Source organism: Streptomyces alkaliphilus, from assembly GCF_014141535.1.
Lineage (GTDB): Bacteria > Actinomycetota > Actinomycetes > Streptomycetales > Streptomycetaceae > Streptomyces > Streptomyces alkaliphilus.
Genome location: NZ_VKHT01000075.1, coordinates 1 through 10,462, shown reverse-complemented (window position 1 = coordinate 10,462; position 10,462 = coordinate 1). Strand labels below are relative to the sequence as shown.

Genomic DNA, 10,462 nt, shown 5'->3' with positions numbered 1-10,462 from the left:
CCCCTCAACCCCACCCCCACCCAGCGGGAACGACTGGGAACAGCGGACATCGCAGGGGAGTCGCGGCGCCCTCGCGGACTGCGCATCGGCCACCGCACGGCGACCGCCCAACTCCAATGGTTCCTCGAACGCACCGAAAAACGGTGGGGCTTCACCGTCCCGCCGGCCCGTCACGCGACTCCCGGGGCCGGAGAGCCCTCCGCCCCCTCCCGGGACGCCGACCCACCGCGCGACCTGCGCATCACCGAACGCCGGCGCCAGTCCTTCGCGAAAAGAGAGGGGGAGAGGAACCGCAAGGGCTCCCGGGTCACCCTCACCACCGCGACCTTCGAGGGATGCCTGCGCGTCACCGACCCCTCCCTCTTCACCGACCACCTGCTCAACGGCATCGGCCCCGCCAAGGCGTACGGCTGCGGGTTGCTCACCCTGGCCCCGCTCCCGGAAGGGAACCACTGACCGGTGGCCGACATCTGGTGGAAAGCCGACCCGCACGACCTGCACCGCATCGTCGACCGGGTCTCCAGCGTGTACGTCGAGTACAGCCACCTCGACCGTGCCGAGAACGCCGTCGTCATCGTCAACAAACGGCAGAAGGTGAGCATCCCGGCCGCGATGATCGCCGTCGTCCTCCTGGGCCCGGGCACCCGGGTGACCCATGGCGCGATACGCCTGCTCGCCGACTCCGGCACAGCCGTGTGCTGGGTCGGGGAACAGGGCGTGCGCATGTACGCCGCCGGTCTCGGTCCCGCCAGGGGAGCGGGTCTGCTCCACCGGCAGGCCTGGCTCGTGACCCGCCCCAAGGAACGCCTGGCGGTCGCCCGGGCCATGTACGGCATGCGCTTTCCCGGTGAGGACGTCTCCACCGCCACCATGCAACAACTCCGCGGTCGGGAGGGAACCCGCGTTCGCAGGCTCTACCGGGAACACTCCCGCCGCACCGGCGTGCACTGGGACGGCCGCGTCTACAAGGCGGGGGATGCCTTCGCGGCCGGGGACGACCTCAACCGCCTGCTCTCGGCCGCCAACGCCGCCCTCTACGGCATCTGCCACGCGGTCATCGTGGGCATCGGTGCGAGCCCGGGCCTGGGTTTCGTGCACACCGGAGCGGCGATCTCCTTCGTCCTCGACATCGCGGACCTCTACAAAGCGGAGTACACCATCCCCCTGGCCTTCGACCTGGCGGCCAAGGGATTGAAGGAGGAACGCGACGCCCGTCTCGCGCTGCGGGACCGCATCGCGGAGACCAAGCTCCTCGGCCGCATCGTGGAGGACATCAAGAAACTCCTCGCCGCGGATGGCGCTGACATCGACGCACCGACCGTCGGCGAGCTGTGGGACGAACGCCTGGGCGCGGTGCCATCCGGAGTCAACTGGTCGCAGGAGACGGTGTCGGCGGAAAGGCCGGAAGGGGCAGTGGGGGCCATCCCCTCTCCGAGTGGTGAAGGGTCTCCACCCCCGACCCCTCCCCGGCCGGCCGACATGGGAGAGGAACACATCGCCATCATCGGCCCCGAGTTCGACACACCTTCCGAAACTCCGGAGCCGTTTCTATGACCGTCATCGTGCTGATCGCGGCCCCGGAAGGGCTGCGGGGCCACCTCACGCGTTGGATGGTCGAGGTCAACGCGGGCGTCTTCGTCGGGAACCCCAGCCGTCGCGTACGCGACCGGCTGTGGGAACTCCTCGCCACCCGCATCGGCGAGGGCCAGGCCGTTCTCGTGGAGCCCGCCGCCAACGAGCAGGGATGGGCCGTCCGCACCGCCGGCCGGGACCGGTGGCGCCCGGTGGACTACGACGGCCTCATTCTTTCCGCCCGGAACCGGAGGTGACCCATGCGATTCCAACTGAATGAAAACGGCGCCTTGCCACGATAAAGCCCCAGGTCAAGAAGTGTCGGCCCCGCACCCGCGGGGATGTTCCTCGAGTATCAGCGGAGTGTTGGCCGGCCACCACGTCGGCCCCGCACCCGCGGGGATGTTCCCGTTGCCACAGCTGCTCCCACAGGGAATCTCGGGTCGGCCCCGCACCCGCGGGGATGTTCCGATGTTCGAGCACTACGATTTCCGCGCCCCGATGTCGGCCCCGCACCCGCGGGGATGTTCCTCCGGCGGGCGGTACGTTGAGAACCGGGAGATCGTCGGCCCCGCACCCGCGGGGATGTTCCCCGGTATCGAACTGCGCGTTGGTGATCGGCGACGTCGGCCCCGCACCCGCGGGGATGTTCCGGCGTCTCCGGGGCGCCAGGGGATCACCCCGTCGTCGGCCCCGCACCCGCGGGGATGTTCCCTGCTGGCCGACCTGGAGAAACTGGCGGCCCTCGTCGGCCCCGCACCCGCGGGGATGTTCCCCGTCTCCGGGCCCCGTGCGCTGCCCGAGGAGGGTCGGCCCCGCACCCGCGGGGATGTTCCGCCCCGGCCACTCGCCCCCGTGTCGGTCGCCGAGTCGGCCCCGCACCCGCGGGGATGTTCCCACGAAAACGCCGTTGTCCATCCCGCCCGGCGTGTCGGCCCCGCACCCGCGGGGATGTTCCCTGACGGCAGTTTCGTCTAGGTTCCCGTCATGCGTCGGCCCCGCACCCGCGGGGATGTTCCTCCGGGAGTACCCGCCACCGGTGGTGTCCACCGGTCGGCCCCGCACCTGCGGGGATGTTCCGAGGTGTCCGAGTTCCTCGGGGTCCGAGACGCGGTCGGCCCCGCACCTGCGGGGATGTTCCCCACGGCGTGCGCCTGCCTGGGGCCCCCGTGGAGTCGGCCCCGCACCCGCGGGGATGTTCCCTAGAGGTCCACGCTGCCGTCAGGGACGCGATCGTCGGCCCCGCACCCGCGGGGATGTTCCTGTGCAGTGGCACCAGGCGGAGTACCACGCGGTGTCGGCCCCGCACCCGCGGGGATGTTCCCCTGAACTGCCGGGTCACCATGCCGTCCCCCTGGTGAGGGAAGTCGGCCCCGCACCCGCGGGGGCGCCCCTCCCGGCCACGGCCGTCCCGACCGAACGCGCCTACCCGACGCGCGCCGCCGGTGTGCTGCGCAGCGCGGTCGCGCGGTGGGCCCGGCGCATCATCGCGCGGACCACGAACGGATGGAAACGCCGTACGACGGCGAAATACAGCCGTCCCCGGCGGTTGTGCAGCTCGGTGACCGTGGTCAGCGTCATCCCACCCTCGGCGACCAGCAACGAGATCCGGAAGTTCAGGTGCTCGGCGTCGGTGCCGGCCAGGAGTTCGTGCTCATCGCGTGCGAGGACCGGGAAACCGTCCCGCGAGCCGTCGCGATCGATGCCGAGCAGGCCGACGAACCCCTGGCGCAGCACCATCAACGCGCGCACCATGGGCGGCGGGCGCAGGAACTCCCGGCGCCAGTACTCCGGGTCACGCGGCATGAACGGGTGCAGCTCGACCCGCCAGGCGTCGATGAAATCCACGCGGCCCGGGGCGCCCCGGAGCAGTTCGGCCGCTGCGGGCGGGTCGACGGCCCGGGGGCGGGGCCAGAGCATGCGGTGCAGCAGTCGTACCCACGGTGACCGGCGTGCCGGCCGGGTGACCACGTCACCGGCGGCCCGCTGGGCGTTGTCCAGCAACTCTTCGAGTACGGCGTCGTGCATCCAGCGCACGGCCAGGGGCCAGGTGATCAACTCCATCCCCGGTGTCGCGGCGTCCAGGACGTGACGGAGCAGGCACCGGTCCGCGCCCCGCGGGATCACGGACAGCTCGTGGTAGCCGCCGCCCAGTTGCTCGAACCGGAACCGGACGCGGCGGCCGGGCTCGTACTCCTCGACGGTGTAGCGGATCGGTCCGTGGCCCCCGGTGGCGCCCGGGCCGAGGGGACGGTCCAGGCGCAGCGCCGGCCAGGCGGGGGCGGGCCACAGGGGGTCGTCCTCGGCGGCCAGCCGGTCGAGCAGCGCGCCGACCGTGGCCGCCGGGGCCGCGATGGAGCGCTCGTGGACGTTGCGAACGGTGCGGATCTTTCGGATGGGACGCATCGCAGCCTCCGTACGGTGCCGTATGGTTCCTCGACCATACGGTACCGTATGGAGCATGGCTCGACTCAAGGCCGACGACTGGGCCGAGGCGGCACTCACCGCGATCCGCGAGGGCGGCGGACTGGCGGCCGTCGCGGTGGAACCGCTGGCGGTACGGCTGGGCGCCACCAAGGGCAGCTTCTACTGGCACTTCACCAACCGCGAGGCGCTGATCGAGGCGGCGCTCGCCCGCTGGGAGGAGCAGGAGACCGAAGCGGTGATCCTCCTGGTCAACAAGGAGGACGATCCCCGGGCGCGGGTCCGCAGGATCATGGAGCTGACCCTCAGGGCCGCGGTCGATCGGCCGGACCCCATCGAGCAGGTGCTGCTCGCCGACGCCGCCCACCCGCTGGTCGCGGCGGCCCTCCACCGGGTGTCCGAACGCCGACTGGCTTATCTGGTGGAACTGTTCACCGACCTGGGCCACTCGGAGGAGGAGGCGTGCCATCGCGCGCTGCTCGCCTACACGAGCTACCTGGGCCACGCCCAACTGGCCCACTCCGCCCCCCGGGTCCTCCCCGAGGGCCCCCGGGCCGACCGCTACCTGGAGACCGTTCTGGCCGGTCTCCTGAGCTGAGGGACGCGCGGTCCCCGACTCCGGGAAGGCGGCCCCGGCGGGACCCCGGCCCGGCCGGAGGGCATTCATACAAACCGTCGCGCCGGAGTCGATCGGGCCCCGGAGCCGGTCGGCTTCCATCAGGGTCGGAGGTGAATTCGGACCCGCTTCCCTCCGAAACCCCGGTGCGCCGATTCGTACGGTTCTGCGATCATCCCCGGATGACACACGGTCTCGCGTCGCTGGTCATCAGGCACACCCACCGGGTCCCCTGCCCCGGAAGCTCCACCGGAGGAGGCACCACCGCCGCACAGCAGCTCGACGTGGCCGTGATGTCCGTCGGCTTCAAGCTGTCGGGGGAACTGCTGGCGCGGTTGTCGTCGCTGTCCGAGGCCGCGGTCGTGCACATCGCCCGGCGGACGCTGCGCACCGTGGGCGAGATGGTGGGTGACCACGTCCGGCACAATCCGTACTTCATCGACTTCCCGGCGAACGTGCCGGACACCGAGGAGTTCTGGACACGGTGCGTGGCGCAGGCACTCGACGACGAGGCGTCGCGCGACACCGTGTGGACACAGTTGACGAACGGGGCGCTCGACCTGCTCGGTCTGCCCGCCTACGGCCGCTACCGGCACACCTATGAGGAGATGCTCGCCGCCCATGACGAGCTGATCGCCTCGGCGGCCGACCGGGTGACCGTCCTGCACCCCGGGCGGGACCCGGAGAGCGAACTCACCGAGCTGTACCTGGCATTGGCGGGCAGTACGACACCACTGGCCGAGGAACACCTGAGCGATCTCGGGAAGCTCGCCGGGCGGTGCGCGCTCGGTCCCCAGCCGGAGACGATCCCGGTGCGGGAGAACCGGGCCGTGGTCAACGCGGCCCGTCTCGTCGCCGGCGCGGAACCGGTGCTGGACACCGTGGTCGACGTCCTGCGGCTGGCCTGCGCGCTCTCGGGCGGTGACGTGACGCTGCGGGAGCCGACGCGGTTCCGGGGGCTGTCGCGGCCGGTGCGCCGTGCGCTGCTGGCGGGGCTCGACGCCCTGGTCGCGGCGAATCCCGCCAAGCTGACCGATGTGCGGGCCCACCGCGAGCCCTTCAAGCGGCTCGGGGAACGTCTGCATCCGCACGAGTACCCGCAGTGGCCGCACGCCGCCGACGTGTTCGCCGTGGCGCGGGGCGAGAAGCGGGCGCCGTCCCTCGACGGCCGTACCGAGCGGCTGCTCGCCGACTCGGACGTCCTCGGCGCCGTGCGGCTGCTGACCTCCGCGCCCGGCAAGCTGTTCCGTGCCCTGGACCACCTGCTGCGTACCGCCGAGGGCCGGGAGGAGCGTGACGCGGTGATCGCCGCCGCCGTGCGGGTCGCCCCCGAGGTCTCCGGCCGGGTCCTGCTCTCGGTGCGTGAGCACTTCCACAACCGGGAACGGGAGAGCGGATCGCCCCGGATCTTCGTCAACCGCCGGGGTCGCGGCCGGGTCGCCCCCGATACCCGCCCGCCGCTCCCGGCCGCCGACCGCGACCGTCTGATCGCCGCCCTCGACACCGAGATACGCCGCAGGCTTCCGGAGCCGGGCCGGCTGCTGATCGACCCCGAGGTCCTGGACGTGGCGCTCCCGCTCAGCGGCAGGGCGGCCCCGGCCGGACTCGGCGTGCTGCCGCGGGGCACGGTCTCGGCGGTCGACGGCGAGCATCTGCGGTTCTTCGTGTACTGGAAGCAGACCGCCCGGCGGACCGACTACGACCTCTCGGCGCTGCTCCTGGACGTCGACTACCGCACCGACTCCTGGCTCTCCTACACCGCCCTCAACGCCGTGGGGGGCCGGCACTCGGGCGATGTCATCGAGGCCCCCGACGGGGCCTCGGAGTTCATCGACCTGTCCTTGGACCGGGTACGCGCCACCTTCATCGTCCCGCAGGTCAACATCTACGCCGGCGAGGGCTTCGAAGAGGTCGAGGAGTCGTTCTTCGGCTTCATGCTGCGCGAGGGCGAGCGGAAGGGCAGGCCGTTCGAACCGCGCACGGTGCGGATGAGGTCCGACCTCCGGGGGACGGGCCGGGTGGCGCTGCCGCTGGTGTTCCGGCGCGGGGACGACGGCCGCTGGCGCGCCACCTGGCTGCACCTGTACCTGCGGGGCATCTCCGCGGGCAACCGGGTCGAGGAGAACCGGATGTCGGTCTCCACGGTGGTGCGCGCCGTCGTGGAGCGCGAGTACCTGACGGTGCGGTACCTCATCGGCCTGATGTCCGACCGTGCCACGGCCGTGGACCCGTGGGACGGCGGACCGACCCCGGACGAGCCGGTGACGTACGTCGGCCTCGAGCGCCCCGAGGAACTGCACCCCGACTCCCGCGTCATCACCCTCGGAAATCTGCGTGATCTGATCCCGGGTTGAGTGCTACCGTTCCCCTCGGCGAGGCCATGAGAGGGCTTCCTTCTCCTTTCCTGCAAAGAAATCAAGTCTTCTCGCTTTCCCCGCCGTCGAGTCGCTCCGGGCGGCGCCCACGCTCGTCGTGCGGGCGCCGCCCGTTCGGCGTGCGGCGGACCCCGAATCCGCCCCCGGGCCGGGAACCGGCCTCCAGCTCACCATCGAGCATCCGCACCCGTGTACGCGGTCCGGCCGGCCCGCGTCCGCCCGCGGGGCCCGGGCTTCGCGTGACCGGTGCGGCGGCGGGGCCGTCGGTGGTCACCTCGATCTCGATGTGCTCGTCGCCGCCGTGCCGCAGCAGGACCCGGGTCGGCTGCCCGGCCGCGTGCTTCATGGCGTTGGTGAGCGCCTCCTGCACCACCCGGTACGCGGCCAGCTCCAGGTCCGCGCTCCGCGGCCGCCGCTCGCTGAACTCGACCGGCTGACCCGCCCGGCGGGCCTGTTCGACCAGGTCTGCCACCCGACCCGGCACGGGTCGCCGGTCCGCACCCGCCGGGTCCGCGGACGCCTGCTCACCGGTCGCCTCCAGGACACCGGGCAGGTACCGCAGTTCCGTGAGCGCCCGACGGCCGGTTTCGCTGACGGCCGTCAGCCCCTCGCCGGCGCGTTCCGGCGCGGATGTGAGCAGGAACTGTGCCGCGTCGGCCTGGACCACCATGGCCGTCACGTGGTGGGTGACCACGTCGTGCAGTTCGCGGGCGATGCGCGCCCGCTCGGCGGCCGTGGCCATCTCGGCGGTCAGCCGCCGCCGCGTGGCCTCCCCCGTCCGCCGCGTGCGCACCGTGCTCCCCACCGGCCAGGCCGCGGCCAGGGCCAGGGAGAACGCGAGATAGTCCGGTACCGACTGAGGGGAACCGAGACGATCCAGGACGACGGCCGGCCCGGCGTAACCCGCACCCGTCAGGGCGACCAGAACGTGACGGAAGCGGATCGGCTCCACCGGGCGGTGCTCGATCAACTGGCGGCCACGGACCTTCTCGACCTGTCCCGGGTGCTGATCGACACCGCCCGGGTGCGGTTCGGGAAGGGGGCGAACGCGCGGGTCCGAGTCCCGTGGACCGGGGCAGGGCGGGTCCCGGGATGCATGTCCTGTCCGATGCGAACGGCCTGTCCCTCGCGGTCGCCGTCTCAACGGCCACACCCGGGACGGCCAAGGGGTGAAGCCGCTCCCGGCCGGTCCCCCACCGGGCCACGACCTCGAACGCGGTCGCCACCACCGACCGGGGCGGATCCATGCGGACAAGACCCACGACATCCCCGACCCGGGCCGAGGGATGCGCGGCAGACGCCTGGCCGTCCCTATCGCCCGCAAGTCCGTATCGCCCGCGAGGGTGGGAAGAGTTCCCAACGACTCGGACGCAGGAGGTGGAAGATCGAGAGGACCATCGCCCGGCCGCCGCCGTCCGTCCCCGCGCCACGAACGGCATTCCCGCCCCCCGGCCTTCCCCGGCTCGTCCGCTGCACACGCCTGCGCCGACTCACCACCCGGGACCCGCTCTCGGAACCGGGCGCAGCGGACGCGGACTCCGTCGTCGAAGGGTCTGCGCATGGTCACTCCCCGGTGCAATCCCCTCACCGGGGAGCGTACGCCCGGGCACCGCCAGTGCCAGGAAGGTGTTCAGGGGTGGGCAGGGCGGAGCGTACGGCATGCCCGGCACGTGGGCTTCCCACTCGGCGGGGGTGATCGTGTCGCCCACGCCCGAGCAGAGCCGGGGGACGATCCAGTCGGGGTCGGTGACCAGGAGTTCGATGCTGTCCGCCGCCACCATGAGCGTTCCCGAGTTGTGGGGGCTGAAGGAGACGGAGTCGGGTTTGCCCTTCCTGTAATGGCCGAAAGAGGTCCGCCACTGCGGTGTCGCGGGGGTGCTCAGGTCCCATAGCTGAACGTGCCCTTCGCCCGTGTTGGCCCAGGCCAGGCTGCGGCTGTCCGGGGCGAACGCGATCTCGAGGCTGCCCCCTTCCTCGTAGAGGAGGGCGGGCTCTCCCGCCAGGCGGCCCTCCACCACCCGCCAGAGCCGCAGGCGTTCCGAGAAGTCCGTGACCGCCAGGAGCAGCCCGTCCGGGGAGAACACGGCTCGGGCGACGGGCGAGTCCCGTGTCAGGCGCTGTTCCGGCAGTGGTTCGGGGGCTCGGGGGTCGGAGACGTCCCAGGTGATAAGTGTGTCCATGACGGTGGCGACCAGCAGGTCGTCGCGAGGGGAGAAAGCGACGGAGAAGGCCCTGACGGGCATGACGGCGAGCTGGGCGGGGCGGCGGGGGTCGCTGACGTCCAGGAGCCGGATCTGCGGGTTCTCGTCTCCGTCGCCGTTGTTGTCGGCAACGGCCAGCAGACGTCCGTCCCGGCTGAAGGACACATCGGTGGCGCGACCGACCTCGGAAACCGTGGCGAGCTCGGGTGCGTCCGGTGCGCCGGTATCGCGCAGCCGCAGCACCGGCTCGCCGTTCTCCACCTCGCCCAGGGCCAGGATCGCACCGGAGGGACTGAACGCGAGCCCTCCGGCACCGACGGTCCCCGAGCCCGGCAGGACACTGAGCAGCCGCTGGTCGCCGGGTTCCGTCAGTTCCCAGAGGGCGCCGTGGGTGGAACCCTGGTAGGCGAGGAACCGGCGCGGGCCGTTGGCGAAGACGGTGGAGATGTAGAAGCCTCCGGGGCGTTCGCCGAGGCTGCCGGCCGCTCCCTCCCGTGGCGCGTCGTCGGCCAGCCACGTCGTGACCCCGTTCGCCGTGGCGTGCAGCAGGCGCTGGGTTTCGGGCAGAAAGCGGACGGGGCCGGCGCCCTGGCCGGGCTGCAGGAGGTCCCGCCGGGCGAAGGGCCGGGGGGCGTCGGTCGCCCAGAGCACCACCTGTGGTCCGACGGCGATGCATGAGGTGGCCAGGGTCCTGCCGCTGGCGCCGAAGCCCACGGAGATCAGTTCCCTGGAACACTTCGGGAAGGTGGTCTCGTCCAGTTCGACGGGCTCGGGCTGCCTGGGGTCGGTGATCCGCCACAGGCGCAGCGCGCTGTGCCTCGAGCCCTCGCTCACGGCTCTCGGGGCGGCCAGCATGGATTCGTCCGGGTGGAACGCGAGCCGGCGCAGCACTGTCCCCACGGGGTCCGGGTGCGTCTCCTCGGTGATTTCCGCGCCGGGCAGCGTGGTGATGGGCCGCGCGGGGTCCGGGTGCGTCTCCTCGGTGATTCCCGCGCCGGGCAGCGTGGTGATCGGCCGCGCGGATGCGGCCGGGTCCTCCAGGTCCCACAACCGGATGGTGCCGTCCGTGCCGGAGCTGGCGAGCAAGGCGCCCGAGGGCGAGGCCGCGAGGGAGTCCACCGCGCCGTCGTGGCCGGGCAGGGTGCGGGGGAGACGGTCGGTGCCGTCGGCGAGGGGCCACAGGGTGAGGGTGCCCTCGGCATCGCCGAGGGCCAGCAGATTCCGACCGGGGACGAAAACCAGGGAGGTGATGAGGGCGGGGCCGGCGGCCGGGG

At 72.1% G+C, this 10,462-nt stretch carries 7 protein-coding genes, 1 pseudogene and 1 CRISPR repeat array; of the genes and pseudogenes, 5 read left to right on the top strand and 3 right to left on the bottom strand.

Features of this window, described 5'->3' with window-relative positions; translation table 11 throughout:
- From cas6e to cas2e, 3 genes are all read left to right on the top strand, one after another.
- On the top strand, nt 1–456 hold a 456-nt coding region (gene cas6e, locus FNQ90_RS04630; RefSeq protein ID WP_182605092.1), incomplete at its 5' end, for a type I-E CRISPR-associated protein Cas6/Cse3/CasE.
- Between the two features lie 3 nt (nt 457–459).
- Nucleotides 460–1,554 carry a type I-E CRISPR-associated endonuclease Cas1e gene (gene cas1e, locus FNQ90_RS04625; protein WP_182605091.1) on the top strand — a complete coding sequence of 365 codons (1,095 nt, stop codon included), beginning with the start codon at nt 460–462 and terminating at the stop codon, nt 1,552–1,554.
- Entirely contained in the window at nt 1,551–1,829 is a 279-nt protein-coding gene (gene cas2e / locus FNQ90_RS04620) for a type I-E CRISPR-associated endoribonuclease Cas2e (RefSeq protein ID WP_182605090.1), read from the top strand. The genes cas1e and cas2e overlap by 4 nt, the downstream gene beginning before the upstream one ends.
- 63 nt (nt 1,830–1,892) lie before the next feature.
- Nucleotides 1,893–2,966: a CRISPR direct-repeat array (repeat unit 28 nt; unit sequence GTCGGCCCCGCACCCGCGGGGATGTTCC).
- Between the two features lie 31 nt (nt 2,967–2,997).
- On the opposite strand, the gene FNQ90_RS04615 is transcribed toward cas2e, so the two are convergent.
- The gene (locus FNQ90_RS04615; RefSeq protein ID WP_194432235.1) at nt 2,998–3,978 is read right to left on the bottom strand and encodes a DUF2867 domain-containing protein; all 981 of its coding nucleotides are present in this window, start codon (nt 3,976–3,978) and stop codon (nt 2,998–3,000) included.
- A gap of 55 nt (nt 3,979–4,033) precedes the next feature.
- Between FNQ90_RS04615 and FNQ90_RS04610 the strand changes: the two genes are divergently transcribed.
- Nucleotides 4,034–4,594: a TetR/AcrR family transcriptional regulator gene (locus tag FNQ90_RS04610; RefSeq protein WP_228470855.1), complete on the top strand. Its 561-nt coding sequence runs from the start codon at nt 4,034–4,036 to the stop codon at nt 4,592–4,594.
- Between the two features lie 200 nt (nt 4,595–4,794).
- Nucleotides 4,795–6,966 (top strand): TerD family protein, encoded by a 2,172-nt coding sequence (locus tag FNQ90_RS04605; RefSeq protein ID WP_182605088.1) that lies wholly within the window; start codon nt 4,795–4,797, stop codon nt 6,964–6,966.
- A gap of 61 nt (nt 6,967–7,027) precedes the next feature.
- Here the strand turns inward: FNQ90_RS04605 and FNQ90_RS04600 are convergent, their stop codons facing one another.
- Nucleotides 7,028–7,957 carry a sensor histidine kinase gene (locus FNQ90_RS04600; RefSeq protein WP_228470853.1) on the bottom strand — a complete coding sequence of 310 codons (930 nt, stop codon included), beginning with the start codon at nt 7,955–7,957 and terminating at the stop codon, nt 7,028–7,030.
- Between the two features lie 520 nt (nt 7,958–8,477).
- Nucleotides 8,478–10,462, bottom strand: a pseudogene (locus tag FNQ90_RS04595) (hypothetical protein); the annotation flags it as partial.

Excerpts from the sequence above, each read along its gene's own strand:
- cas2e (WP_182605090.1), top strand. The coding sequence starts at position 1,551 with ATGACCGTCATCGTGCTGATCGCGGCCCCGGAAGGGCTGCGGGGCCAC.
- FNQ90_RS04610 (WP_228470855.1), top strand. The coding sequence starts at position 4,034 with ATGGCTCGACTCAAGGCCGACGACTGGGCCGAGGCGGCACTCACCGCG.
- FNQ90_RS04615 (WP_194432235.1), bottom strand. The coding sequence starts at position 3,978 with ATGCGTCCCATCCGAAAGATCCGCACCGTTCGCAACGTCCACGAGCGC.
- FNQ90_RS04605 (WP_182605088.1), top strand. The coding sequence starts at position 4,795 with ATGACACACGGTCTCGCGTCGCTGGTCATCAGGCACACCCACCGGGTC.